The 26,694-nt window shown below is 41.2% G+C and carries 29 protein-coding genes; 2 read left to right on the top strand and 27 right to left on the bottom strand.

The genetic code is table 11. From position 1 onward, the window contains the following. Window positions 1–66: 66 nt before the first annotated feature. The 4 genes from ABFY19_RS00615 to ABFY19_RS00600 all read right to left on the bottom strand — a co-directional run bounded on the left by ABFY19_RS00615 (window position 67) and on the right by ABFY19_RS00600 (window position 4,907). On the bottom strand, window positions 67–978 hold the full coding sequence (locus ABFY19_RS00615) for a protein kinase domain-containing protein (protein ID WP_418791353.1): 912 nt from the start codon (window positions 976–978) through the stop codon (window positions 67–69). Further along, entirely contained in the window at window positions 975–1,688 is a 714-nt protein-coding gene (locus ABFY19_RS00610; protein WP_418791352.1) for a VWA domain-containing protein, read from the bottom strand. Before ABFY19_RS00610 ends, ABFY19_RS00615 begins: the two co-directional genes overlap by 4 nt. Before the next feature lie 62 nt (window positions 1,689–1,750). Continuing rightward, window positions 1,751–4,183, bottom strand: a complete 2,433-nt coding sequence (spoIIE, locus tag ABFY19_RS00605) for a stage II sporulation protein E (protein WP_418791351.1) — start codon at window positions 4,181–4,183, stop codon at window positions 1,751–1,753. Window positions 4,184–4,385: 202 nt separating this feature from the next. Next, window positions 4,386–4,907, bottom strand: coding sequence for a hypothetical protein (locus tag ABFY19_RS00600; protein ID WP_418791350.1), 522 nt, complete (start codon window positions 4,905–4,907; stop codon window positions 4,386–4,388). Window positions 4,908–5,051: 144 nt separating this feature from the next. Between ABFY19_RS00600 and ABFY19_RS00595 the strand changes: the two genes are divergently transcribed. After that, on the top strand, window positions 5,052–5,375 hold the full coding sequence (locus tag ABFY19_RS00595; RefSeq protein WP_418791349.1) for a hypothetical protein: 324 nt from the start codon (window positions 5,052–5,054) through the stop codon (window positions 5,373–5,375). A 34-nt stretch (window positions 5,376–5,409) separates the two neighbouring features. Here the strand turns inward: ABFY19_RS00595 and ABFY19_RS00590 are convergent, their stop codons facing one another. The 20 genes from ABFY19_RS00590 to ABFY19_RS00495 all read right to left on the bottom strand — a co-directional run bounded on the left by ABFY19_RS00590 (window position 5,410) and on the right by ABFY19_RS00495 (window position 22,622). Next, on the bottom strand, window positions 5,410–6,258 hold the full coding sequence (locus ABFY19_RS00590) for a hypothetical protein (protein WP_418791348.1): 849 nt from the start codon (window positions 6,256–6,258) through the stop codon (window positions 5,410–5,412). 117 nt (window positions 6,259–6,375) lie between these two features. Beyond that, window positions 6,376–7,260, bottom strand: coding sequence for a Ppx/GppA family phosphatase (locus tag ABFY19_RS00585; RefSeq protein ID WP_418791347.1), 885 nt, complete (start codon window positions 7,258–7,260; stop codon window positions 6,376–6,378). A gap of 68 nt (window positions 7,261–7,328) precedes the next feature. Then, window positions 7,329–7,763, bottom strand: coding sequence for a S1 domain-containing RNA-binding protein (locus ABFY19_RS00580; RefSeq protein ID WP_418791346.1), 435 nt, complete (start codon window positions 7,761–7,763; stop codon window positions 7,329–7,331). A gap of 105 nt (window positions 7,764–7,868) precedes the next feature. Next, a complete protein-coding gene (locus ABFY19_RS00575; protein WP_418791345.1) occupies window positions 7,869–8,282 on the bottom strand; it encodes an FtsB family cell division protein in 414 nt (137 codons plus the stop codon). Further along, window positions 8,282–8,515, bottom strand: a complete 234-nt coding sequence (locus tag ABFY19_RS00570; protein ID WP_418791344.1) for a sigma factor-like helix-turn-helix DNA-binding protein — start codon at window positions 8,513–8,515, stop codon at window positions 8,282–8,284. Before ABFY19_RS00570 ends, ABFY19_RS00575 begins: the two co-directional genes overlap by 1 nt. A 145-nt stretch (window positions 8,516–8,660) precedes the next feature. After that, window positions 8,661–9,170 (bottom strand): spore cortex biosynthesis protein YabQ, encoded by a 510-nt coding sequence (gene yabQ, locus ABFY19_RS00565; RefSeq protein WP_418791343.1) that lies wholly within the window; start codon window positions 9,168–9,170, stop codon window positions 8,661–8,663. A gap of 25 nt (window positions 9,171–9,195) precedes the next feature. Next, window positions 9,196–9,492 carry a sporulation protein YabP gene (gene yabP, locus ABFY19_RS00560; protein ID WP_418791342.1) on the bottom strand — a complete coding sequence of 99 codons (297 nt, stop codon included), beginning with the start codon at window positions 9,490–9,492 and terminating at the stop codon, window positions 9,196–9,198. Window positions 9,493–9,624: 132 nt separating this feature from the next. Next, the gene (locus ABFY19_RS00555; RefSeq protein WP_418791341.1) at window positions 9,625–10,587 is read right to left on the bottom strand and encodes a SpoIID/LytB domain-containing protein; all 963 of its coding nucleotides are present in this window, start codon (window positions 10,585–10,587) and stop codon (window positions 9,625–9,627) included. 89 nt (window positions 10,588–10,676) lie between these two features. Beyond that, a complete protein-coding gene (locus ABFY19_RS00550; RefSeq protein ID WP_418791340.1) occupies window positions 10,677–10,937 on the bottom strand; it encodes an RNA-binding S4 domain-containing protein in 261 nt (86 codons plus the stop codon). Between the two features lie 51 nt (window positions 10,938–10,988). Next, window positions 10,989–11,363: a fluoride efflux transporter CrcB gene (gene crcB / locus ABFY19_RS00545; RefSeq protein ID WP_418791339.1), complete on the bottom strand. Its 375-nt coding sequence runs from the start codon at window positions 11,361–11,363 to the stop codon at window positions 10,989–10,991. A 196-nt stretch (window positions 11,364–11,559) separates the two neighbouring features. Beyond that, window positions 11,560–11,832 (bottom strand): HU family DNA-binding protein, encoded by a 273-nt coding sequence (locus tag ABFY19_RS00540; protein ID WP_418791338.1) that lies wholly within the window; start codon window positions 11,830–11,832, stop codon window positions 11,560–11,562. A gap of 120 nt (window positions 11,833–11,952) precedes the next feature. Next, window positions 11,953–13,467 carry a nucleoside triphosphate pyrophosphohydrolase gene (mazG, locus tag ABFY19_RS00535; protein WP_418791337.1) on the bottom strand — a complete coding sequence of 505 codons (1,515 nt, stop codon included), beginning with the start codon at window positions 13,465–13,467 and terminating at the stop codon, window positions 11,953–11,955. A 6-nt stretch (window positions 13,468–13,473) separates the two neighbouring features. Next, complete coding sequence (locus ABFY19_RS00530) at window positions 13,474–15,024, bottom strand: putative polysaccharide biosynthesis protein (protein ID WP_418791336.1); 1,551 nt, start codon at window positions 15,022–15,024, stop codon at window positions 13,474–13,476. Window positions 15,025–15,133: 109 nt separating this feature from the next. Next, on the bottom strand, window positions 15,134–15,685 hold the full coding sequence (gene spoVT, locus ABFY19_RS00525) for a stage V sporulation protein T (RefSeq protein ID WP_418791335.1): 552 nt from the start codon (window positions 15,683–15,685) through the stop codon (window positions 15,134–15,136). Between the two features lie 156 nt (window positions 15,686–15,841). Next, window positions 15,842–16,885: a SurA N-terminal domain-containing protein gene (locus ABFY19_RS00520; RefSeq protein ID WP_418791334.1), complete on the bottom strand. Its 1,044-nt coding sequence runs from the start codon at window positions 16,883–16,885 to the stop codon at window positions 15,842–15,844. Between the two features lie 69 nt (window positions 16,886–16,954). Then, window positions 16,955–20,479 (bottom strand): transcription-repair coupling factor, encoded by a 3,525-nt coding sequence (gene mfd, locus ABFY19_RS00515; protein WP_418791333.1) that lies wholly within the window; start codon window positions 20,477–20,479, stop codon window positions 16,955–16,957. Between the two features lie 170 nt (window positions 20,480–20,649). Continuing rightward, window positions 20,650–20,892: a hypothetical protein gene (locus ABFY19_RS00510; protein ID WP_418791332.1), complete on the bottom strand. Its 243-nt coding sequence runs from the start codon at window positions 20,890–20,892 to the stop codon at window positions 20,650–20,652. After that, a complete protein-coding gene (locus ABFY19_RS00505; RefSeq protein WP_418791331.1) occupies window positions 20,889–21,293 on the bottom strand; it encodes a hypothetical protein in 405 nt (134 codons plus the stop codon). Before ABFY19_RS00505 ends, ABFY19_RS00510 begins: the two co-directional genes overlap by 4 nt. Before the next feature lie 17 nt (window positions 21,294–21,310). Next, the gene (gene pth, locus ABFY19_RS00500; RefSeq protein ID WP_418791330.1) at window positions 21,311–21,877 is read right to left on the bottom strand and encodes an aminoacyl-tRNA hydrolase; all 567 of its coding nucleotides are present in this window, start codon (window positions 21,875–21,877) and stop codon (window positions 21,311–21,313) included. Between the two features lie 97 nt (window positions 21,878–21,974). Continuing rightward, a complete protein-coding gene (locus ABFY19_RS00495; protein WP_418791329.1) occupies window positions 21,975–22,622 on the bottom strand; it encodes a 50S ribosomal protein L25 in 648 nt (215 codons plus the stop codon). Window positions 22,623–22,758: 136 nt separating this feature from the next. Between ABFY19_RS00495 and ABFY19_RS00490 the strand changes: the two genes are divergently transcribed. Further along, window positions 22,759–23,451: a PRC-barrel domain-containing protein gene (locus ABFY19_RS00490; RefSeq protein ID WP_418791328.1), complete on the top strand. Its 693-nt coding sequence runs from the start codon at window positions 22,759–22,761 to the stop codon at window positions 23,449–23,451. A 21-nt stretch (window positions 23,452–23,472) separates the two neighbouring features. On the opposite strand, the gene ABFY19_RS00485 is transcribed toward ABFY19_RS00490, so the two are convergent. From ABFY19_RS00485 to ABFY19_RS00475, 3 genes are all read right to left on the bottom strand, one after another. Continuing rightward, a complete protein-coding gene (locus ABFY19_RS00485) occupies window positions 23,473–24,054 on the bottom strand; it encodes a YpiB family protein (protein ID WP_418791327.1) in 582 nt (193 codons plus the stop codon). A 106-nt stretch (window positions 24,055–24,160) separates the two neighbouring features. Continuing rightward, on the bottom strand, window positions 24,161–25,465 hold the full coding sequence (locus ABFY19_RS00480) for a hypothetical protein (RefSeq protein ID WP_418791326.1): 1,305 nt from the start codon (window positions 25,463–25,465) through the stop codon (window positions 24,161–24,163). A 229-nt stretch (window positions 25,466–25,694) separates the two neighbouring features. Continuing rightward, window positions 25,695–26,642: a ribose-phosphate diphosphokinase gene (locus tag ABFY19_RS00475; RefSeq protein ID WP_418791325.1), complete on the bottom strand. Its 948-nt coding sequence runs from the start codon at window positions 26,640–26,642 to the stop codon at window positions 25,695–25,697. Window positions 26,643–26,694 lie beyond the last annotated feature (52 nt).

Raw genomic sequence — 26,694 nt, 5'->3', positions numbered from 1 at the left:
TTATCGTTTTTCTTTCGACATTTGCTTGACATTTCCTGCACTATAAAACAATAATTAGCAGCTATATTACTGGTAATAGTAAGCTAAACTCAACATAAAAGAAATAATACTGACTGCCCCAATATAATTTACAAAAGCGCCAACTTCAGGGTCGGCTTCTGCTCGCGGCCGGTCAGCCGGAATAAGTTCACTGTCCTCTGCCTGTTCAAAGCACGGAGCGGCCTGCTGTTTTAGACTATTTATAATTACATTCCGCAGTGTTTTGTCTCCAATCTTTTTAACTGTTGTTGAAATAACTTTGTCCAGGCCGTAATTTCCTGTCTGGCTCTGTTTCCCCAGAACTAATGAAAGGAGAAGCATCCCTAAGGAAAACAAGTCATACCCCTCATCAGCAATCCGGCTTCCTGCATGCCAGCTTGCCCTGTCATAACATGGGGTGTATTGTTTCAAACAGTGGCCTTTAATACTAACACTACCATAATCAACAATATGTATTTTATCATGTTTTTGGTCCAATATAATATTTCCGGGTTTTAAATCACCAAATATCAAGCCCACTTCATGAATACTGCTAAGAAAACGTCTAATCTGCACCCCTATTGCTAGAGCATTGCGGCAGTCTATCCTCCCGACCAACCTGCCAAGGCTCTTTCCTTCAAAATATTCCGTTATAAAAAAGTGGTATACTACAGAACCAAGCTGAAAATCATCCAGTTCATAAACCCCAGGGATTATATCGCTCTCACTTAAATAACAATTGTTATTCAGCTGAACTAAAATCCGGTGTTCATAACTAATACCAGCCATATCGGTAGAAATCTTCATTGCCCTGAACCGCGCCTTCCTATCCCTGACAAGGTAGACTATCCCACTTCCGCCGCCACCAAGAAAACGCACTGCCTCATAGCTGTTTCTTTCCCACCGTCCCCTGATAATTTGGCCTGGCTTTAAAAAAGGCTTTAACTTACCCGAACTCATATACTATACCTCACCGATTTACCTATTTCGTATCCGGGGTATACCATCGCTTTTGTGGCGGCAGTGATGGCGGGTCCTGTCGGTGTTATTCCTTGAAAACTCAGGGTCTGCAAAAGTGAGCTTGTAAAAGCATTATCCCAATCCGGCTTCTTGATAAATGCGGCTTCCGATTTCGTTCCCGGAAACCGGATGATGCCCAGGCTTACCGGACCTCTGTGAGCTGCCAGAGATACCAGCATATCCCTAATGCTTTGATACAAAGCATTTCTCTTAGGTTTCATGCTCCCGCTGGTATCGACCAGCAGCATCAGTTTTAGCGGCAGATTATCTTCCATGTGCCTTAAGACAGGCAGAATCTTAGCTCTAATAACAGGCGGCATGTTTTTTAATTCTACTCCCAAAATTTGCCTGAGATGCCGGTTTAACGTATGCTCAGCATAACTCCTGACCGCCTCTGTAGTCAATGTATGCATTGTATAAGCCAAGTCTCCGGTCACCGCAAAATAACAGTCACCACCACCCGCTTCAGCTATCCGCTGAACCTCATCTCTCCCCCGGCAACCAAGCCTGCCGGTATCGCAAATCCCTATAGTGCTTACAGTAATTCCCGCCTGCCAAGCTCTTAAAGCTGCCATTACTGGATCTTCACCTTTGTTTGAATGCCCATCTGTGACAACAATAATCAAATTGAAGCTTTTTGTATCAAACATAAAAATACCCCCTTAGGGGTAAAGTTCCCAAAATATGGCTTACTTATACCGAGAACGATATTTCAATCGTGTGCCGATACCAGTCTGGCAACCAGTACAGTTATATCATCATTTACAATGCCTCCGGACCTAAGGCTAGCCTTATTCAGCAGGAGATCTGCTATATTCTGCGGATCTGTTGTCATAATGTTCTGAAGTGCATCCATGATCCAGGTTTCACCTTCCTGATCTCCACCAGACCCTAGCAGACCGTCAGATACCATCACCAGCACATCATCATGGCTCATTTGCTGTTGAATTGTATCTATTTCGATATGGTTTAATATACCAATCGGTAGATTGGCGGATTTAACCATTGCTACTTGACTGCCATATTTAATAAAACTGGGAACAGCACCTATTTTGATAAATTCAACCACCCCGTTCATTAGGTTAATAGAAGCTAGGTCTAAAGTTGTTATTGTCTCTGTCGGTGAACCCAGAATAAGAATGGAATTTGCTGTTTTTACAGCCACACTATGGTCAAAACCTGCTTCCATAAGTTTTTCCACCAGAGCAATGGCTGCCTTACTTTCTATTGAAGCCTTGGGGCCTATCCCCATACCATCACTTATAACCAATGCATGTTTACCATCTTTTAGATCAAAATCCGCATAATTGTCCCCTGACACCATACTGCTGTCTTTAGCAACTGACGCAACACCAATTTCAACCGTGAAAGCCCTCATGGGAACCAACTTGAATTCGCAAACAGGTTCACTTGTCTTTTTGGTGCAGTAATTTGAATTAAGTACTGTCAGCTGCTGTGATAAAATTCTTGATACTATAGGCTTGATCTTTTTTATACAAACTGCCTTGCCCCCACATGATGGTAAAGTTATGCTCACTTCCAGTTGGTCACTTACTTCCCCTATAACACTCAGATCAAGTATACTGTAGCCTGCCTTCGCCAATTCGGTTCGCAATATAACCTCAATGTCTTCTCTCATTCTGATATCAATCTTGACTTCATTGGCTAGATTTTGCATCATTGTGGCAATTCCATCAAGCTGTCTGGCCAGAATATCTCTGCCTTCTGTAAGTTTCCGCTGCCATACCTGGGCCTGTCTGTATGTCTCATAAAGACAATTCACGGTAACGGCAAGCTCCTTGAGCCTGGCACAACGCTTTTGGACATCTGGTGATACATGTTCCTCGGTAAGTCGTCCGTTGATTTCGATATATGAAATCATATCCATAATATTCCTATATGTTTTATAAAATTCCGCATCCCAACATATTCTGTAAAGAGAACATCCCTTGCATACCTTTGAAGCAACCCCGCTAAAAAGGGTTTGAAGGTTGTTCTCTTCATAAACCCTGACATCACATGATACCTCATCAAATGCAATTGACAGCTCACGGAATATCCGGGAATAATCCCGGACTTTACCGGCCACAATTTCCTTAACCCTCTTTTCGCTTATAGATTTTGAATTAAAATTGAATAAACTGTTTTTAACCATCGCCCTCAATGCAAGCAACCACTTTGCAGGAATTGCCATAAAAAGAACAACTGCCAGTAGTATTTCCGCAAAAGCAGTCACAAGTTGCGAATAATCGGTAAGATAAATAGAGAGGATAACATTTCCCAGGATAAAACCTATGCAAATACCAATTCGACCAAACCCACGAAACATGCCCGCCAAAAGTCCTGAAAAAGAATATACAGCAACCATGCCAGGCGCCACTTCAGCCGTAATACTGGGAACTATGCCTGCCAATGTTCCCATGGCTGCTCCAAATCCACAGCCACCGGTATAAGCCGCAAATAATACCAAAGACCTGGAAATAACATTTTTTACCTGCAATCCCTGAAAATTTAGTTCTGACATTCCAGTCAGAACTGCAACCACCAGAACAGCGCCACCAATTAGCTCTTCTTTTTTTAAGGTAGCGGTATGTCCAGCTTTCCGCAGGACGGGAAGAGTCTTAATCAGCAAAAATGTGGCACATCCGGCTAATATCGCTTCAAATATTGCCACAATATAATTATATAGTTCAGGAGCAAAATACGAATATACCCCTACCTTTACGCCGATAATCAATCCAGCTACAAGAACCGGCACACCGTACCACTTCTGCCGGAACTGGGCTTGGGTCCGACCAAGAATAAGGAATAACAGCACCAAAGTTATCAATGTTGATGTTAGTATATGCCCCGAAGATATTGTGGCCAGACCGGCAGCTGAAGCAATGAGTATCAAAAACCCCTTATCACCTAAAACAGTCATACCGGCTGCCAGCAGTGCTGCCGGAAACGGTATCAGCCCACCAGTAATCATAGCCCGTCCAACAAAAAAGGAGAGCAACATTAAAAAACCCGTATCCATGGTAAAAATCTGTCTCAGCAGCTGCTTCGCCGCCTGCCCCGAAAAAGCAGGCAAAACAATCCTGGATTTTGGCCTTCGGCCGCTTAACCTGTGGTAAGCATATACACCTGATTTTTCACCCATTATTTAAGCACCGCCTGTTTGGAATTTGATAAGTTTCAGCCTGCTTAAAGAAACTTTTATTTTATTATATTACATGTATTGAGAAATCTTTGTCAGGTTTGGTAGTAGGTTCATAATTTTATTCCGACCCAATTCGTTCATAAAATCTTTAAGATAACAAAAAAGCTTATCAGTTTCATGAACGGCAATTTCATTTCAAAATTTACCACCGGTACCTGCGGGTTCTATTCACCAGTCCCAAAACCAGTTCTCCACTTAGAGAACCGGGTTCATCAGAGACTAAATCGACTCTTTCTACAACCATGCCCGGCCTAAATTGTCTAGCCCTGTCAATTAAATTTATGTCAACATATGTATGAAATGGTTTTGAATAATGTACTGTATAAAGTTCTGTACCTATTCCTGCCTTCCCGGAACAATTATCCTCCTCCTCAGCAAACAGTCCGTCAGCCTGTAACTTTAAATGGCAGAAAAAATTATCGTTTTCCAGTTCCTTTAATTCAGGAGGGTCCAGATCTTCTTCGTTCCGAGCTTGAAAATACGATACTGTTATCTGGTAGTAGCCTTTTATCTCTATCTCGCCACTAATGTGCCTAAAATCAGTTATTTCAGGGTCTATTGATATGTTTGAAATTTTCCCGACATCAGGATAACCAGAGGGTAAACTTAATTTCAATGGGATTCTGGGAAATACAATCCGGTTTTTTATATTACTAACCATCACTACATATACCTCCTATAAATGGGCAAGTGTGTGCTTTATATCAGTATATTACTTCAACCAGACATTCGTTACACCCGTATTTTCCACAGGTATTCACCATTATATAATGCTCCCTAATATACTAGTATTAAGGGGGCTCTAAAAATGAACCTGTTTCAAAAAACCAAGGACTTCTTCCGGATTTTTAAAGCCGGGACTGGACTGGATGAAGCTTCAGTAAACATTTTTGGAATTAATGCCAAACTAGTTCGTAAAACTTCCGTTCCTATTCCTCATGAGGTCTCTATTTTTATACCGCGTCTTGAAATTAACAAGAAATTTATCGAAGGCAATAAGTGTACTGAGACCACCCTGGTACTTAACAGTCTGACAATAGTAAGCGCTCCACGCCACGAACCACTGGGACCGGGAAACAAATTAAAGGATACCACTGCTCAACATCATTTTCGCCTAAAAAATGGGGATTAACTCATTAGTTGAGTCAATCCCCATTAAATATATTCTACTCTTTTTCACAACTTAAACAATCAGGAGGTTTAATAGCTTTATCCGGAAAAACCACCTCCCCAGTTGCAGGATCAATGTAAATTAACCAGTAGCCATAATCACCTGGTTTATACTGTTGTCCCGGCAGAGGATGCCAGTAAACATACCCGGTAGCTCCCTCACAAGGTTGATCCCGCAAACAAAATCTGCCTGGGACACCATGTACCAGATACTTTACAGCATCCTGTGCATACTGCAGACCTATAAGTTGATGCCCGCGAAAAACAGGCCCATATGAACCGGAATTTTGATTGTTCTGTGAAAAAACCACCATATTTTGAAAATTACCCGGGTAAAACTTCCACCAGTGATGATATGGCAAACCCGTCCCAAATGGTGAAACCTTCTCCATTTTTGGTTCTTCAGAGAGGTCCGCCTCTTCGAGTTCCAGTTCTCCCACCAAAACCCTGTCACCGGGCAAATCATCCTTGGGTGCTGTATTAACACATACCTCCAGAATCCCACCAAACCCCAAATTAAGCCCTGAACCTTGTAATCTGTCAGGTTCAAAGCTTATTAAGCTCTCTCCCACCCCCTTATTATTTATTTCTATAATTCCTGCATACACAGGAATATTCTTTTTAGTTTCCTCTGCTCTGACCCATATTTCATACTCCTTTTTAATGTCAGATGCATTCAGTGGGCGAAGGTTTCTGACGGAACACTTAAGTATTCCGGATTTTCCGGTAATCTCTATAGTAGCCTTGCCTCCCGGCCTTTTAGCCGGGGTTTTGGCATAATTAGGATTATCTTCCCTCAGAACCGCTGTATAACGGTGGTACTCTCTATCCATCAGACGGTTCATGCCAAACCCCCTTCACCTGGTTAAACAAGAGTTTGCCGGCTGCAACACTTCTTTCTTAAATAAATATATGCCTATTAAGCCAGAACTTTAACAAAATTTTGAGGGTTTTAACTGGAATTAATTTGCACTACGAGCCACACTCAAAGCTAAACCATGCATTATATCAGTTTCACTGACAGTTATTTCATTGGTATCTAATCCTCTAACCACAGCCAACAAAATTCTCAGCCCTGAAACTATTATGTCCGCCCTTTCAGGCTGCAGCCCCGGAACTTGTTTTCTTTGATTAGAAGATATCCTCTCAAGATAAAACAGGATGTCGGCTATTCGTCCTTCTTTTAGAGAATACCCATGAATCAGTTTAGGGTCATAAACCACCAGTTGTTGATCAATTGCCGCTGCAGTGGTTATGGTTCCCCCTACGCCTATGAAGTGCTTCACACCGGTTCCCCGAATATTGCACAGCACTTCTGCAAGCAATTCCGCAATTTCAGTCTGAGAGATCTCAATATCTGTCATCCTAACTGCACCAACTTGTTTACTGTTACAATTTAACTTGCCATTCTGTGTCCATATAAATTCTGTACTTCCTCCACCGATATCAACAACTGCCGAATCACCGTACTCTAAACCAAAACCGCTAACAGCCCCCATATAGCTTAACTCAGCTTCTTCTAAGCCTGACAGAACCCGAACTTCCCATCCCAACTGTCTTTTAACTTCAGACAAAAACTTCATACGGTTATCAGCATCACGTACAGCACTTGTGGCCGCTACAACAATTTTATCGGCCCCAGCGCTGGTTATTGTCTTATGGAACATCAACAAGGCTTCAATCGTCCGCTCTATTGCCGGCATGGATAAATGCCTTTTCTTACCAATTCCCTCTCCCAGCCTTGTTGTTACCATTTCTCTCTCATATACATGCAGTTCTTCCTCAGCATACCCTGCAATAAGCAACCTTGTAGAATTGGTTCCTATATCAACAATCGCAATACGCATAAATTACCCCTCCTTCTAGCTAAAGGCATAAGAAAAGCACCGTTGGCCGGTGCTCTGCATTCTAAATATCAGACAGAAGTCTTATATGATTTTTTTGAGCCTCTGCCACCCCTCTTGCTATCAGTACTGCGCCGAATATCCTGTTGGCGCTCGTCACTTTCTTTCATAAATTTAGATAACCGATCTTCAAAGTTTTCAGGCTTCCTGGCAGGCTGATTAAATCCCCTGCGTTCCGGAGGACTTTTGCGTTCAAAAGTGCTCTGAGAAACATTTGGCTTGGCTTGTTTGATAGATAGACCTATTTTGCCCTTGTCTACCCCAATAACCTTTACCTTTACCCGATCCTTATCCTTGAGATAATCTTTTACATCTCTGACATAAGAATCAGCAACTTCGGAGATATGAACTAACCCAGTCTGGCCTCCCGGCAATTCAATAAAAGCCCCAAAATTGGTGATGCCTGTGACCACTCCCTCAACGATGCTCCCCACTTCAATTGACATAAAACAAAAAATCCTCCTTAAAATAAGACAAGACCTATAATTATCTTGTGTAATCAATCAAATTATAACCGAACGGTTTTTATGTGTCAAGATATCCATTATTGTTTAATGTACTTCAATTTGTTTTGGGTTTGTAACAGCAGCTGGAATTATACTCCCTTTTTCTCCTGGTTCCGCTTCAAGAATTATTTTTTCTCCTGGTTTAACCAGCCCTAGTTTTTCTCGTGCTTCTCTTTCAATATATGTTTTGGAGTTCAATTGTTCCAATTGTTGTTTTAATAATTCATTATTTGCCTTAATTTGATCCATCTCTTCCTGAATATTTGTAATTTCAGACTGGACATTATACATCTTTACCATTTGTCCTCCAAATGAATAAAAAATCATCCCTAATAATATCAGAACAATTACACTGGGCCCTTTAAGTTTATATCTAAGTTTCTTACGTTTGGGTTTTTTTATTATCCCTGGCATGTCCCTATTTTTATCATACTTTTTAACTTTTGCTGAAAGCACCATTACGAATCACCATCCTCATCATCAGGCCCAAATAGCCCCAAAGCATCTCCAGATATAACAATAACAACCTCGTACCCCTTGTTTTTGGCACGACTATAAAGAGTTGCCACAGTGCTTCCGGTTAACCCAAGCTTTTTGGAAACTTTTTCGTTTGAATAACCTATTTCCTTCAGAGTTACTACCTGACGCTCACGAAAACTCAGCCTTTCCGCGCCTCTTATTTCTATCTTCATAGCTGCCACCTATAGGTATCGCCCCAGAGATTAGCCATGGATTATCCACATTTTATCCACAAACTGTGTACAAATCAATGACATATTTAGTACAAATATTGATTCTACAGCAATATGCAATTATCCTTCTGTCCATAATAAAAAATTAACGCTTTTTATTAAACAACGAATTCAACTTTTTCATTAATTTCTCAACTTGTCGTCCGGCAAAACCAAACAACTTATTATATGTCCTGCCTAAAAAACCAATCGGAATAATTATTATATTCCCTAATAAAACAAAAGGATAGCTAACGACAAACCATAGAAAACGCACACCCTTTACAATACTTGCAATAGTTTTTTTAATAATATTAATAATGAATAAGAGTGTTCTAGTTACTAACCTGCTGAACAATTTTATGTAGCATAGTATTCCTGTTAAAATCCCGATAACAACATAAAAACGCAGTTCACCCCAATTTCCAATTAATAGCATGAAAAAGACCACAATAGTTGTGATCACCCAAAATAAAATATCGCCTAAATATGTACCTAGCTTCCGGGGACGAATAATTCCTTTGGTAACATTATAAAAATCAAAAAGTATGCCAATTGTTACTCCCATCAATAACGTCACCATAAATGAAAAAAGCTGGGACTCTAGAGACTGCATTAGCCCCCTCCCTTCCTGTTACAGACTATTTTAGGATTCTATGTAAAAAACCTTTACTCTTATTTTTGAAACCCCGGGTATTTTTTTCATCTGAGAATTCCAAGGATTTGCAATAACCATTAACCAACAGCACACCATTTTCCAGATTTAATTGAACCACATGCATCCCCTGGCCTTTTAAAATTAACAGTCCCATTTTTGTTTCTAAAAGAATCTCTTCCTCATCAAAACTTTCTACATTCTCCACTCCTTCAATCAAGACAGTTTCCCTATTGGTCATAATAATTTTATATTGTCCTTCTTGATCATTCAGGTTTATCAAGGCATTCCCTCCTATAACTTATTACTACTTCATAAGTATTCTATTAAAAGACATAATATACCACTAAAGGATGCCTTAAAAATACTGCAGCCCTCTGCTTTTAGCTTGTGCTAACAAGTAGAGGGCTGTCTTTTACTTCCATTCCTTTTCTATTGTAATATCCTTAAAATAAAAGTTTATTATTTGTTCCGCAGTTTTACCTTCAGCCGCCATCTTTTTTGCACCCCACTGACACATACCCACACCGTGACCATAACCTTTTCCGGTCATGAAGAGGTTCCCGCCCTCAACCCAGATCTGATCTAAAAATATAGAACGCATCCTGTCATTACCCAGAGCCAGTCTTAAGGCTGCTCCTCCTACATCCTGATTACCTATTTTAATAGTCTCCGCTCTTCCCGAAGGTCCCCACCTTGCAACTTTAACATTACTCGTATTAATGTCACCTGGATCTTTGCCGGTAACATTTTGCACAGCAGTCCTTATCGTTAAAATCGGAAATTTGGCAGTCCATTTTACGTTTTCGGGAACAGTAATTGACAAACAGCCATCCTTAACACCGTTGTTAATATATGGTGTCTCTTCTTTCTTGTAGGACAGTCCCTCTGCGGCAGATGCTTCCACACCACCGTCACAAGCACTGAACCAAGCATTTATATAATCATTGTTATATTTAATAACTTGACCTCTTGTCATCTGAACTGCCTGACGTACATTGTCATTTATCTTTGACGGGTCATAGGCCTGAAACTCCTCCACACTTGTAGATGCATCCGCATTATATTGCGGTACCCCGCCCTTGTCTTTAATTTGTTTCAAGGTAAATGTCCGGGCCAGGATAGCCTGTGCAGCCAAAGCATTTACCGGCCATTTAGTATCCATTTCCGCGGCAACTACGCCCTGAATATATTCTTCCATCATAATATTTTTGGTTTCACCTGTTTCATTAATATAAAGCTTTATACCAGGCTCTTTGCCAAGCTCCTTTTTCCCGGGCAGAAGTTTTTTAGCTCCGGCACAACCTGTTAGAAAACTAACAGCCATACAAAAACATAAACATAATAGTGTGCTTTTACCCAAAAATTTTTTTCTCATATCAAATCCCCCTTGTCTACTACGTTAACTAACTCTAAATAGTATTTTCCAGAGGGATAACAATATGAATGGTAATTAGAGGTTAATTCTTAATTCAACACCCTTGTTTCTTCAATGGTCCGGTACAAGTCTTTCGCCTGATCGGCCCTCACTGCAGCAGGAGTATCAATAACCTCAACCTTAATACGTTTGCTTCCAAAGTCAAGTTCAAGCACATCCCCAGCCTTAACCTCAGCACCAGCCTTTGCAGGCCTTGAGTTTATTGTAACCCTTCCGGAGTCGCAAACCTCTTTAGCAATTGTCCTGCGCTTAATGATGCGAGATACCTTTAAGAACTTATCCAGTCTCATATTTGCCTCCGTTTTCTCAGTTATTATAATCAATTAAATTAACTTTCAGCTTTACAAATGCTCCCCTAATGTCATACCCAAAAAAGCTGCTGCTAATCCGGCAATTATACTCATTATAAAGTATTTCATTCCTGCATCCTTATCACCGTCTTCAATTAAAATAACTATTTCATAGGCAAACGTAGAAAATGTAGTAAATGCCCCTAAAAATCCTGTTACAATTAAATCCTGTAAACATGTTACAGCAAAGCCATTTTTGGAAAAAACAACAAACAATATCCCCAGAATAAAGGAGCCGATAATATTTATACAAAATGTTGCCAGTGGAAAAGCTCGATTCCAATGCCGTCCAACCCATTTACTTAATCCATATCTTGCGATAGCGCCAAAAACTCCGCCAATACCGCTATATACATATTCCATCATTAATTCCCTCTTTATATAAATCAATAATCCTACCAGCTAATTTACCGGTAGGAGATTAGGTGCAAAAAATAATTTTAAGCATATTTAACGGGCCCTGTACGCTAAAGCGCAAAGAACCCGTTATGCCATTTTTGTTATAAGAAGTGTTATAAAACTTTTAGTATTTGTTATAAAATATCAGATTGCTATTTTACGTCTACTGAACAGTATCCCGTAACGATTTGCCTGCTTTAAAAGCAGGTACCTTTGCTGCTGCAATCTCAATTTCTTCGCCTGTTTGCGGATTGCGGCCCTTCCTGGCAGCACGGCTGCGCACTTCAAAAGTTCCAAAACCAACCAACTGAACTTTATCACCTTTTGAAAGAGCCTCTTCAATGCTGGCAAACACAGCGTTTACTGCTTTTTCGGAATCTTTTTTTGTTAAACCTGACTTTTCAGCAACACTGGTTACTAATTCTTGCTTGTTCATAAAAAACCCTCCTAAGTAAATATTGGCGTTTCATTTTAGAATTCCATTTATTGCATTCGATTAAAACCCGCTAAACTCCTGCTTTTGGGGAAATTTTTTATAATAAACTCTTTTAATTTTTTAAATGCAGTTCAATTTAGCATCATTCCATAATTTGTCAAGTTCATCAAGGCTCATCTCACTCAAATTTTTCCCTGAACTTGATACTGATTCCTCCATAGAAACAAACCTGTTTTTAAACTTGCGGTTCGTAAGTGCCAGGGCTTCCTCAGGATCAATTTCCTTAAAACGAGCTAGATTGACCACTGCAAACAGCACATCCCCTATTTCTTCACGAATCTTGTCCGGATTGCCGCATTCAATAGCCTCACACACCTCCATCAACTCTTCGTCAACCTTGTCCAAAGCACCCCTGTAATTAGGCCAGTCAAACCCGACTTTAGCTGCCCTTCGCTGAATTTTATCAGCCTTCAATAAAGCAGGCATATGCTTTGGTATACCGTCTAACAGTGAATTGCGAGTTTCGCCCTTTTGCATCAGCTCATCTTTTTTAATCTCTTCCCATTTAACGCAAACCTCCTCACTGTTCCTAACATAAGTATCTGCGAATACATGCGGGTGTCTTCTAATAAGCTTGTCCGAAATCCCACCAATAACATCATTAATATCGAAAAAACCTTGTTCTGCCGCTATTTGAGCGTGAAAAACTATTTGTAATAATAAGTCTCCCAATTCTTCGCAGACTTTATACATATTTCCTTCTTCAATTGCATCGATTACTTCATATGTTTCTTCAATAAGGTGTTTTTTCAATGAATTGTGTGTCTGCTCCCGGTCCCAGGGACAGCCGTCTTCACCCCTGAGGGTATCCATCAATCCCACCAAGCGATCAGCTGGATACCTGCTTATCACTAACTCTGTTTGTAAATGTGGGGGCACATAAACACAGGTCAAATGATCAATCCATGAAATCCTATCCAGTTCAAACAGGCGAATTTCCTCGGCCCTGGCCTGACCCTTATTCCCGGCAGCGCTAATAACTGTGATAAGATGTTCATCTGGATAGAAGTCCATTAGAGATAACTTCACTTCAGAAGCAACTCTTGAATTATATACCTGCATTATTATATTTGGAACCAATGGATCCGGGTTCGCCGCTGGATAGCGCTCCTCCGCAGCTAATCCCAATCCGTCAATAATTTTTAGGCCATGAGAAATATCAAGCCCAAGAATTGTTAATACAGGATCTAAAAAACTCATTGCCGGTACTATTTCATAAGACAAGTTAGCTTCCTCGGCCAGTTGAATCATTCTTAATACTGCTTCTTCTCCTACCAGCGGGTGTCCGGGAACAGCAAAAATCACAGGACATTCCCGGGCCATTCCAACAACCTCTGCAGCCATTTTAGAATATATTTCCGTAAAATCAACAAGGCTCTCATAAAGGTGGTCAAATGTAGCAAACTTCAATCCCATACTGCGCAATTCCTCAGCTGCAGGATGCTTCCCGGTGCGCAGAATCAGTTTTCGGGCATTTTTTATTTTTTCAAATGTACCTATAGAGATTGACTCAATGCCTCCCGGTCCAAGTCCAACGATTAATAAGTCTTTATCAATTGAATCTATCTTAACCACCCCCATTTATTTTTTTATAATTATTCCCATTTGATCAAGTATTCCTAAGAAAGATAATGCCGTAAAATAAACGATTATACCTATAAATACAGCAGCCACCGTTGCCCAGTCGCTTCCAAGGATTACTGTTGATTGGGAATATGCAAAATATGTCCCCACCGCCATTATTGTAGCAGCAAATACCGGCTTAAGCAATATTTTCCGGTAATCCAGCACCCCACCTAGATAGCTGCGGATATGAAGATAGTTCATGTAAGAAGACAATAAAAATCCGGCTGTAGTCCCAACAGCAGCGCCAACAATGCCTATTTGCGGCAAAGGGACCAATGTGTAATTAATAATCAGTTTAACAAATACCCCCAGGGCAAGATTTATAACAGGTACAAAAGTTTTGCCCATACCCTGAAGAATCCCGGTTGTGGTCTGATGCAACCCTAGAAATAATGCTGCCGGTGCCAAAACTGCTAAAGGAAGGCCTGCCTCAGGACACCTGAACAAAAAATTGGAAATCGGGCTTGCCAAAACAATCAATCCTGCTACAGCGGGTATACACACCAGCATTGTTATTTCCATAGATGTTTTAATTTGCCTTTTAACATCATCAAAACTTCTGCGTTCAAGTCCCCGTGAAATAGCCGGCACAAGTGAGGAAGCCAGTGAAACCGTAAACACGGTCGGCAGGTTAATCAAAGTAATGGCAACACCGGTAAGCTGACCATACAATTGGGATGACCGAGATATAGAATACCCTGCCAACTGCAAGCGTCCAGGAACCGTAACAGCGTCAAGAGTCTGCATTAATGGCAAGACTAATGCTCCCAAGGAAATAGGAAGTGCCAGCATGCATAGTCTATAAATAATGAACAGTATGCTTTGAAAATATTGTCTCGAAGACCCTATATAACCTGAAGAAGTTATTTTGAAGTAGGGCCTGATAAAATAAAGCCCAATAAGAAACAACAGCCCTCCGGCCCCTCCCGTCACAGCCCCAAAGGTAGCAGCAGCACTAGCATATTCTATCCCTGCTGACAAAAAAATATAAGCTCCTACTAATACAGTTGCCACCCTGATAAACTGTTCCAATACCTGGGATAAGGCCGTTGGTGTCATTTCCTGAAACCCCTGAAAATACCCTCTAAAAACAGACATCATACCAACAAAAAAAACAGCCGGAGCAATAGCTCGAATACTATAAACTGCTGCCGGTACATGAAACACATTTACTGCCAGAAAGACAGCACTTTTATAAAGCATTATTGATTGAAAACCGGATAATAATGCAACAAATATCAGAGAGACAGCAAAAGAACGCCTTATACCCCCAAAATTTCGGCGAGCTGCATTTTCCGAAATAATTTTTGAAACCGCAACAGGGATTCCGGCACTGGAAATGGCCAATAGCATCGTATAAATAGGATAAGCCATCTGGTAAAGCCCCATTCCCTCTGCTCCCACTACCCTGAAAAATGGTATCCGGTAAAGCGCCCCGAGTACTTTGCTGACCAATCCCGCCAGCGCCAGAATAGCAGCCCCTTTTAAAAAAGAATGGGTCTTCAAAAAAGCGCCTCCCCCGAATTATTAATCTATAAATATTTGCCGGGGGTAAAAAACATTCCATTAAGAGTTTATCAATAAACTAAAAAGACAGCTTTTAAGCTGCCTTTTCTTACTGTTCCATTTGCTTTGCCAGGAAACCTGCCGCTGTTTCGGCAAGCTTTAATTCCATATCTCCCATTTGAATTCCAGACTCCTTGGACAAGAGAATAACTGCACCGATTGGATCACCTTCAGCAATTATCGGTGCAATAACTTGTGCACTAAACTTATTCGGCTCATCCTCATCCCCTTCTAATATAGGCTCAGAGGCAGGGCTATTTATAAGTATCGCTTTTCGGTCCTCCATTACTTTTTCAACTGCCGGCCCAATAGATTTGTTAAGAAACTCCTTTTTAGATGCCCCAGCAATAGCAATAATGGTGTCCCTATCAGCAATACAGGCAATGTGCCCAATAGCTTCATAAAGAGAGTCTGCATATTCTTTAGCAAAATCACCCAACTCACCAATGGGTGAGTATTTTTTTAGGATAACCTCCCCTTCCCTGTCAACAAAAATCTCAAGAGGGTCCCCTTCACGAATCCTCAGGGTTCTTCTTATTTCTTTGGGAATCACAACGCGTCCTAGGTCATCTATCCTGCGTACTATACCGGTCGCTTTCATTAGTTTGTCTTCCCTCCTTTTTCTGCAATTTTTAACAATGGATTTCATTGATAGTATATAACAGAGCAGAGGGAATTATTCATTTTTTTCCATTGGATTTTTGCTAGGCACAATAACATTCAATTAAATCTGTTTAATTTGCACCAATACTTTTATTTACATTGTTTCTTCTGCCAATTTGTTTTCAATTTGAGCCTTTTGCTTTATTTCAGTAATATACTCGGCAAACTTCTGCTGTTTCTTCACTATTGGCAGAGTTTGCTCAATCTGCGCCCTAGCTTCCTCGAAAGAAAGCTGTTTTTCTTCCGTTAAGGACTCCAGTTTGATTATATAATATCCGGAGTTAGTTTTCACAGGCTCTTTAGTATATTGTCCTACCTTAAGCCCAATGGCAGCTGCATCAAATTCAGCCGGCATGACAATATCTTTTGCATAAGGGCTGTTCCCCTGAATATCCTTAATCAGGCCACCGTCTTCCTTTGATCCGGCATCTTCGGATTTTTCCTTTGCCAGTTTTTCGAAATCCGCTCCGGAATTAAGCTCCTTGATAATGCCTGCAGCAATTTCCTTGGCTTCTTCTTCATCACGGCCCACTGTAGGTGCTTTTTGACCCATCATAGAAACTTGATTGGGATTGTCATATTTGATAAGAATTGCTCTGGCCCCAATTTTAACCGGGTCTATAAACTGTTCTTTATTGTCATCATAATATTTTTTTATCTCTGCATCAGATACTTTAACATCAGCAGTAACTTTTTCATGGAGCTTGGTATAAGCTGTCTCAAATGAAACCTTTTGTTTGATATCTTCTAATGTATAATTATATTGTTTCATTGCTGCTTCAAATTGGGCTTCACTGCCAAAGTTTCCAATAATCTGCTGAACCTGTTTGTCAATCTCACTCTTAGAAGGATATACACCTTCTTCCTTTGCGATTTGCGCAATCAGAGTCTGTTCAATCATCTTCTCCAAAGTCTGTTTTTCCAGAGCTTTTAACATCATCTGACCTTCCTGCCCGGAAAACGATGCCCCCTGTTGCTCTAAATACAGTTTTTCCTTGTCCATTCTCTTATCAAGATCTTCTCGGGTTATCTTTTCCCCATTTACTGAAGCAATAGTTTTGGAACCACACCCGGTTACAGTAAATGAGAACACGAGAATAATCATTAATGCGGTAAACATTCTTAGGTTTTTTCCCATGAACTTACACTCCCCCCTAATAAAATCACAAACTTATTATACTCCGACAGATATTAATATTCAAGTTGTTTATTCTGCCTGTCCCGCTAATTTAGCTAGCAGTTCCTCCAATTTCTGGAGCACTTCCCGGCTGCTTAATTTCTTTACCGACAAAATTATTTGAAAACCTGATGCGGTTGAGTAAGATACCCTCCTCTTAAACATTTCCGTAATTGGGGCTAACTGTTCAACCTTAATGTCTAATAATTTGTGAAACCTGATGCTTACCGAATCCTTAGTCTGCACAACGCTACGGACCTTTGTTTTTGCAGCCAACGCTTTAATTCGAGCTATGGAAATCAAGTTTTCAACAGGGCCGGGTATATCACCAAAACGGTCTAGCAGTTCTTCAACAACGTCAGAGGATTCTTCTTCTCTCTCAATATGCATAATTTTTTTGTATACCTCTATTTTAACCGCAGGATCAAATATATAACTGTCACTTATAAATGCATCTATGTTCAAATCAATAGACGGTTCAGGAAGGCTTTCCAACAATGTGCCGCGTACTTCATGAACAGCCTCCTCCAAAAGCCTGCAATACATATCAAAACCCACTGCCATCATATGACCGTGCTGCTCCTGCCCCAGTATATTACCGGCTCCTCTTATTTCCAGGTCCCTCATAGCAATTTTAAAGCCGGCACCAAATTCAGTAAACTCACGAATAGCCTGTAAGCGTTTTTCAGCTATTTCCGTTAGGCTCTTATCTCTTTTGTACGTAAAATAAGCATATGCCAGCCGGTGTGACCGTCCCACACGTCCTCTGAGCTGATGCAGCTGGGAAAGTCCCATTTTTTCAGCTTCATCAACAATCAGGGTATTAACATTTTGTATATCCAGCCCAGTTTCAATTATAGTTGTACAAACTAAAATGTCATATTTTCCGGAAATAAAATTCAGCATTTTTCTTTCCAACTGATCTTCTCTCATTTGTCCATGAGCTACCGCAATACTGGCCTTAGGCACTACCTCCTGAAGCATGCGAGCTGTTTTATCAATATCCTTCACCCTGTTATGCACAAAATAAACCTGGCCTCCCCGGTCAATCTCACGCCGGATAGCATCAGCAATTATTTCATAATTGAACTCAAGCACATATGTTTGAACAGGATAACGGTCCTCTGGGGGTGACTCCAGGATGCTCATATCCCTGGCTCCAATCATCGCCATATGAAGAGTCCTGGGTATAGGGGTTGCGGAAAGGGTCAAGACATCAACAGTTTGCCGAATATATTTGAGTTTTTCTTTGTGGGTAACCCCGAATCGCTGTTCTTCATCAATAATCACCAGTCCAAGGTCCTTGAAGCTTACATCTTCCTGAAGCAGGCGGTGAGTTCCGATAATAACGTCAACTGCTCCTTTTTTTAAATCATTTAAAATTCCTTTTTGTTCCCCTGCAGACTTAAATCTGCTTAACATTTCTACACGAATTGGATATCCCGCAAACCTTTCCCCAAAAGTATTAAAATGCTGCTGGGCCAATATAGTTGTTGGGACAAGAACCGCAACCTGTTTGTTATCCATTACAGCCTTAAAAACGCCCCTGATAGCAACTTCCGTTTTGCCATAGCCAACGTCACCGCACAAAAGACGATCCATAGGCCTTGAAGTTTCCATATCATTTTTTATATCCTCAATGGCTCTTAGCTGGTCAGGGGTCTCTTCAAAAGCAAAAGCATCTTCAAGTTCCTTTTGCCACACCGTATCTGGAGAAAAACTGTATCCCAAAATTTTCTGCCTGGCAGCATATAATGCTATAAGGTCATTTGCCAGACCCTTGACCGACTCCTTCACCTTTTGTTTAACCCTGTTCCATTCATTTCCGCCCAGTTTGTAGAGTTTTGGCGCCGTTCCTTCTGCACCCAAGAATTTCTGAATAAGCCTTATCTGGTCTGTAGGAACATACAGTTTATCCTCCCCTGCATACTGAACAAAGAGATAGTCCTTCCGTATCCCGCCAACCTCCAACTGTTTAATGCCTATATATTTTCCAATACCATGGTTCGTATGAACAACAAAATCACCTGGGCGCAAGTCTGAAAAGTGACTTATCTTAGCTCCCTGCTGGGTCTGAGTACGGATAACCCGTGTTTTTTTTGGCTGCCCATATATTTCCCAGTCTGTAATCACAGCCATTTTGACAGCTGTTAGTTCAAACCCCGTCTCCAGAAGCCCGTGTGCTATTATGATTTCACCTGGTATAATCTTTTGGGGGAGCCCGGATTCAATGCCCGCAAAGATGCCATAATCTTTCAATAGTTCCTTTATCTTTTCCATTCGACCAGGAGTGCTGCCAAAAATAACAATCGCAAAACCATTGTCTCTGAGCATTTTTATTTCATCAACCAGAATATCGGTTTTACCCTTGAATGTGTGCATCGTTTTTGCAGAAAAGTTAACAATATTGCCTGGTTTTACCCCAAGCTGTTTAGGCAAAAGCGAATACCCAACTCTGGTATACCGTGTCATTACCTTATTAAGCTCATCAACAGTTACGTTATTGTGCATCTGGTCCGGAAGGGCCAATCCCTGCTCCCTCAAGCTCATATGCATTTCTGCCTGTTCTCTGGTCCTGTTCTGGATAATATCTCTCTGCCGGGACGGCTCTTCAAGAAAAACCACCGAACCCTGGGGTAAATATTCCATAACTGTAACTCCATCCGGATAAAAATAAGAAAATAAGGGTTCAATTCCTTCAGGAACTATTCCCTTATCGAGTTTTTCAAGGAAGTCCCCCATCTTTTCAGACAACCTCTTATAGGCATCATTTTTTCCTGCTTTTAGGAGCATCGCTTTTTCAGTGATAAAATCCTTTTGCAGCAATGGCAGCGCTTTTAAAATCCGTTCTTCCGGAAAAACAGCTTCCCGTGCCGGAATAATGACGATACTACTGCGTTTTTCGAGGGAACGCTGTGTCTCTACTGTAAAGTCCCGTACGGAGTCTACTTCATTATCAAACAGCTCAATCCTGACCGGGTTTTCTGAAACCGGAGGATATATGTCCAGAATTCCGCCCCTCAGGCTGAAATGCCCCGGGCCCTCTACCATGTCCACTCTTTCATACCCTTGCTCAACCAGCATCCTAACCGTTTCTAAAAGGTCCAACTGCTGCCCTACTTCAATTTTAAGATAAAATGCGCAAAATACCTGGTAAGGAATAAGTTTCTTCAGAAGGGCTTCAACAGGCACTACCACAATAGCTCCCTGACAGCTGGTAAGCCCATTAAGGGCCTCAAGCCGCTGGGTCATAACCTCCCTGCTTTGAGCAATTGCTCCAAACGGAATAGGGTCAAGGTCAGGAAAAAGCAAGACTTCCCTGCCTGGCAGGAGGGATTTCAAGTCAGTGATCTTTTTCTTAGCCGACTGGGCACCTGCGGTCACAAATAATACCGGCTGTATGCAACTACTGATAAGGCCTGCCGTCAGATAGCTTATCTGAGTTGATGACAATCCATACACCATCTGGTAGCCGGTTCTTTTCTGAAGACCTTTTACCAAAGAGACATACTCTAAGCTTTCCAGTAATGGACGGTAAAATCCGGGTACTGTCATAATTCGATTTCCTTTCTTGGCAGATAGGAAAGTATAAATTTTATCCAATCTGCATAAAACCTGCTTACAGATTCAAAAAAAACACACCAAAAACACCGGCTTTGACATCCGGTGGTATCTAAGAATTTATAAAGGCTTTGCGAAGCTCCTCCCGCAAAACATTATTAATTTCAGTGCATTACAGGCTTCTGAAAAAAAACAAAATTGTCTTCCTCTCCAAAACCGAGGGCCCTGTTACATTCAGGACAAATTGACAATAAGTAGCCATCTGAACCGTTAACATCTTGTATTATTATACCCCGCCCTGTTTGCCCAGTCAAGGTTTCTATTCCATCATCTGCTTCAGCATCATCAAATGCTTCAGCACCATCAAAAAAGGTGTCACAGTAATCACAAAAATATCTAAATTTCAAGCTGTTCGCCCCCCTTTTTTAACCAGAAATTTCAACACTGCTGCATTCCAAAGCATATGCAGTAAATATCCGCTCAACACAGCATATAACAAGCTATTATGTCTTTGCATGACCAAAAATGTAACATACCCATAAAAAAGATGCCCGGCAAGACTGGCTGCTCCTGCCTGTAACCCCTGCAACCCGGCATCCCAGGCATCATAAAATCCCTCTATCAAACCAAATGCTGCATGAGTTAGGATTAAAGAACTTCCGGTCAACACAGCTGACCCTGTTTTTGCAGCTTCTTCAATTAGTGGTGCTAACATCACAATTTCTCTAGCACCCATAGTCTTTATGGCTAGCCAGTTCCCTATCCAGGAAACTGCCGCAGCCAGGACCCCGGCAGCTAAAAACAGCATACATCCCTCCTGGTTACTTACAGCTTGTTTACCTCGTTCATAGCCTGCTCAGCCCCTTTATCAATTACTGCCAAAACAGCCTGCCCTGCCTCTTTAATAGTTTCCTTCATTACCTTCGCTTCCTCATCACTCAATTTGCCTAGGACAAAATCAATATTTTCCAAATTCCCAGCCTCCGGTCGGCCAAGGCCAATACGCAGACGAGGAAATTCTTCAGACTGTGCCAGGTAAATTATTGACTTCATTCCATTATGCCCTCCGGCACCGCCCTTAATTCTAAGGCGCAGCTTCCCAAGAGGCAGGTCCATATCATCATATATTACTAGGATATCCTTTAAATCGATTTTATACCAATGTACCATGTCAAGCACGGCCTCACCGCTAAGGTTCATATAAGTCTGCGGTTTGGCAAGCACAATTTTTTCCCCATTTTTAAAGCCTTCGCCAATAAGGCTTTTAAACTTAGTTCTGTCAACACTTATATCCAATATCCCGGCCAGATAATCAATAACCATAAAGCCCACATTATGTCTTGTGGATGCATATTTACTGCCAGGGTTGCCTAATCCTATTATCAGTTTCACAAGAATCCCCCTTTATTTATCCACTTGTTTATTCGAGGGCTGAAGAACTTTTCCTCCTGTGAAATTTAAACTTTAGCAACCCTTTTAATTTTTTTCTTTAAGTCCCTTCAGTCACAGCTTCACCACTATTGTCAATCCCCTTATGTTCTTTTTCCGGCTCTTCTTGGTCCGGGTCCTCCACAATTGTAGGTGCCGCTATCAAGACCACTGTTTTATCTAGTTCAGTTAATATCGTTAAATCATCAGATACAACAAGGTCGGCTACAGTCATCCGCTGACCGGTCTCAAGGCTGGAAATATCCACAGAAACTATGTCCGGCAGTTTATCAGGTGTACACTCAATTTCCAGCTCACGCAGCCCGGTCTGCAAAACCCCCCCGGCCTTCTTCCCAACGGGCTCTCCCTTTAAGACAACAGGAACAGTTGTACGTATTTTATCTTCCAGTGAGACTTTACACAAATCTACGTGTACAATTTTTCTGTAAATTGGATCTCTTTGCAGCTCCTTAATCATGACAACATATTTTTTCTGCCCCGGTTTTTCTTTTACTTCAAGGTCAATAAGGATATTCCGCCCCCTTTTGCGAATCAAAGACTCCAGGTCCTTAGCATAAAGCTCTATAGCCTCTTCCTTAATGCCTTTACCATATACTACCGCAGGTATCTTGCCATTATCACGCATATGTTTCCGATAGCTTCCTTTGGTATTAGGCCTCATACTGGCACAAATCTTTACCCCTACCATTTAAAACCCCCCTCTGTTTGCATTATCAGTCTTTCGGAAAGCAACTAATTTTGTTATAGTATTTCCCGGAAAATGGTATAACAAACATGTCTCATGAATAATATGGTAACAAAGATTTTTTCAGGGGGTTTTAAAATTGAGAAAGAGCCGCAAATTCATCTCCATGCCAATTGTCAGTTTAGAAGAAGGCATTCAAATTGGTTTAGCAAAAAACATAGTCATAGATCCTTATAAAATGGAGATTGCCGCAATAATTGTTGACCAACGCGGATGGTTCAGGGAACAAAAAATAATCCCCTACACAAAAGTTAGGAGTATCGGTGATGATGCTATAACTATAGACCAGTCGATAAGTATGCAAAGGCCTATAAGCCTCCCACACATACTGAAACTAATTAAGGAAAACGTTAAGCCATTAGGTGTTAAGGTAATTACAGAAAACGGAACCGTGTTGGGGGTAGTTGACGAATATTATATCGATGAAAAAACCGGGGAAATCAAGTGTTTCGAAATCAGCGGAAAGTTTCTGGAAAGCCTTTTCAAAGGCAAAGCACTTATGCCGGTTGAACATATCAGGACATTAGGTTCAGACATAATTATTGTCAATGAAGGTACAGAAGAACACCTCAAAAAAGTCGACAGTGGGTTAAATGAAACAATTCATAACCTGAAGGAAAGCACTTCCACGCTTTGGGAAACAACAAAAAAACATACTGGAAATATTCGTCAAACCCTAAAAACCAAGTACGAAAAAATTGATGCTCCTGAGGAATTTTCTTCTGCTGAAGCAACTGAAAATTTTGAGAATGAAGAGACTAACACCAAATAGAACTACAATATGGCTGCCCATTTACTCTTGGCAGTTCCTGCCGGCAGCCTGCTGAGATGTAATGAACAGCTTTTTATATCTAGTTACCAAATAATTAAACTTTTTCCTGTCACCATTATCCAGAGCAAGGTCAATCTCCGTCAGCATTTCTGTCTTTCGCTTTTCTCTATCCAATATCTTCTGGGTCATTTCGTCTTCCAAAACCCGGATAACCTGGTAATGAAAAATCTTGTCCCTGATCTCCGGAACTATTTCCAAATCATTAATGCAGGTCAAATACATGAAGTTTTTCTCAAAAGAAAGCCAGACAAACAACTCTTCAGGAGTTTCATAGTCCAGCAAATAAATAATTTCTTCAATATCCTCATAATATTCATTATTTATCCGACAGAGAAATGAAACCGTAGATGCATTAGAAGCTGAAATAATCAGAGCATTTGGAAGGCATCTGACATTTTCCACAAAATACGTATTTGCTAACAGCCTGTCCCTAGATAATAAAAAATTCAAAACTTGGCAGGCCTCCTGTTTTTTTAATTCAAATTTACTTAAAAATGCATTGATAAACTTTTTCTTTTTATACAACATTACCGCTTCTTCCATATTACCACCTAACTCTTTTGTCTAGTGCCTATACCAATTAGACAACCATAACAAAAAAACCTGCTCAGCAGGTTTGGTAATTTATGGCCCAAGGTCTGTTGTATTCCTAATTAAGGCCGATCTTGGCCCTTTTTTTCTTGATATGCTCCTCTATGCCAATTGCAATTTCAAGCGGGTCATCTCCTAGGGCTATCTTGCCTCCGGTAAGGCCTTCCATGTCTTCTGTCAAAAGCTTAACCAGTTCGCGCCCCCCGGCCACAGGAGGCGTTGGGGACAGGTGAGTATACAGCCCATACGCCAAAGCAAACATGCCATCGATCGTAGCCTTTTGTTCCAAGTACTGAGGTGCCGTAACAGCCGCGGGCAGATCTGCTGAATCAACTCCCAGGTGATTGGCCAAGGCAGTTGTTAACATGGAGATCCTGGCCGTATAAGTACATGTTCCGAAACTGAGCACCGGTGGTATTTTAAAGGTCCCACATATCTCTTTTAGCCCCGGCCCGGCCACTTGAATAGCATCAAGATTACACAGGCCGGCAACTTCAAGACCGTTATTACCACATCCACCGCTGACAATCAAAATATCCCTTTTAATTAACTCCTTAGCTAAGCTAACAGTAACATAATCATGAGACCCGGTGGCTAGAGTGGCGCAGTTTACCAGGGCAACTATCCCTTTTATCTTAGCTGCCTTTATTGCACTGGCCAAAGGTTCAAGAGTGCCTCCTAGAACTTTAAATACAGCCTCTGTAGAGAATCCGGAAATTGCCTTAGTAACCTGCTCCCATGGTTCATGTCCATTAAAAACAATGTTTACATAGTCGGGGTCCAATATCCCTAGATCAACTTCAACCTCATGGGGCATGGGGGTCCCGAACAAGATATCCTGAACCATGTCAATGCCTATCTGTGCCCCGTAAATTGTAGTTATCCCTAACCGGAGGCATTTTCTGACCAAGGAGATAAAATCACCGTTAACATTAATTAGACAACTGGCCACAGCATCCTTTATTTCATGAAGTGTTCCTGCTGGATAGATGGCCAGGTCCCGCCATACCTTCTGCCTCACGGATGGTGCAAATACCTCAATTATGCGGCTGGGCTCTTCATATCCCCGGTGAAGCTCATACATCAAAAAATCCGATAACCATAATGCCACCTGGTCAGGGGTAGCCTTTGTATTAACCCCGCATTGCCCAGCAAACCAATAGAGTTTATCCAGATCAGTAATTCGAAATGGGGTTTTCCCTTCAATGGTTGCCTTCAATGTCCGGAAGGCCTCATAAGCATGCTGGGCATAAATTGATGCCCCCATAGCGTTTCTCAGCAGCATATCCCGCATAGCCATGGCATCGGGAGTTATCCCACATACCCCGAAACCAGCTTCGGTATTCCCCGTTTTATTGGTCACATTTATATCCTCCTTGTTACTAGATTAAACCTTAAAATAGTTTTCCTCGCCTCTATTGTTTTATACAAAAATCCCTGTTTATACCATGTAACCAGACGCTAATTATCAAATCCAAAATCAACTTTTCTGAAACAAAAAAAAGCCTCCCTGAATTGCATTGTGCTAAAACCCAGTAAAGCACAAAAACAAAAATACAGGAGGTACATTATTGTGAAGTATAACCATAACTCTATGCAAAAAGCTTGCTTACGGATAAGTCCTCATGAATCCTGATTATTGCTTCCCCAAGAAGCGGCGCTACCGAAAGAACTTTAATTTTGTCAATTGCTTTACGCTCAGAGAGTGGAATCGTATTGGTTACCACAACTTCTTTAATAGGTGAATTCTGCAGCCTTTCAATTGCTGGGCCGGACAGGACTCCGTGGGTACAGCAGGCGTACACTTCTTTGGCGCCCCGCTCCAAAAGTGCAGCAGCACCCTGGGTAATCGTTCCCGCAGTATCAATTATGTCATCAATCATAACAACTGTTTTGCCATCAACATCTCCAATAATATTCATAATTTCAGCAACATTAGGTTCTGGCCTGCGCTTGTCAATTATCGCTATAGATGCCCCGATACGCTCGGCCATATCCCTGGAACGGGTAACCCCCCCCAAGTCAGGTGAAACAACAATTATATTATTAAGGTTTTTGCTGAGGAAATATTCGGCCAAAATCGGAACTCCCGGCAAATGATCCACAGGAATATCAAAAAAGCCTTGTATCTGCCCGGCATGCAAATCCATAGTAATAACTCGCATGGCCCCACTTGCTGTGATTACATTTGCCAGCAATTTTGAAGTAATCGGGTCACGAGCCCTAGCTTTCCTATCTTGCCTGGCATATCCGTAGTAAGGCACAACTGCAGTGATTCTCCTGGCTGAAGCCCTCTTAAGTGCATCAATAACAATTAACAGCTCCATAATGTTATCATTAACAGGCTCACAGGTAGGCTGGATTACAAATACATCAGCACCCCTAACACTCTCGTTGATCTTTACATGAATTTCACCATCACTGAACCTGGAAACCTTTGATTCACCAATTGATACCCCAAGGTATTCAGCTATTTCCTCGGCCAGTTTCAAATTTGCATTTCCAGAAAAAATTTTGAGTTTCCGATTAAAAATTGGCATTGGCTTGCAAAAACCCCCCAGCAAAATAAAATAAATATTTTTAAACCCAATT

Origin of the sequence: Phosphitispora sp. TUW77 (assembly GCF_048453025.1) — a bacterium.
Taxonomy (GTDB): Bacteria; Bacillota; Thermincolia; order Thermincolales; family UBA2595; genus Phosphitispora.
Note: the sequence above shows the minus strand (reverse complement) of the source record. Positions and strands in the feature narration are given on the sequence as shown.